Genomic DNA, 261 nt, shown 5'->3' on the forward strand with positions numbered 1-261 from the left:
TCGAGAAAGAGGCCGGTGTCGGGGTATTTGTCAAGGTTGACCCAAAACTTGCGGCCGTTTTCGGTGATGACGAAATCGTTGCCGGTTTTGCCGGTTTTCTCGTATTGCTGCAAGCCTTTTTGGCGTTCGCGGCGTTTGAGGTGGATTTGTTCGGGCGCAAAACCGGTAACGAAGGCGACGGCTTCCAAGACTTCGGCAAGCCACGCTTCGTATTCTTCGGGCTGCATCAGCCAGCCGGTATCGTATTCCTGAAGGTGGATT

At 54.0% G+C, this 261-nt stretch carries 1 pseudogene; it reads right to left on the reverse strand.

The features are described 5' to 3' along the window. A pseudogene (locus ACTHS3_RS18125) lies at positions 1-261 on the reverse strand (class I SAM-dependent methyltransferase); the annotation flags it as partial.

The sequence above is a fragment of the Neisseria sp. P0009.S007 genome (assembly GCF_051962515.1).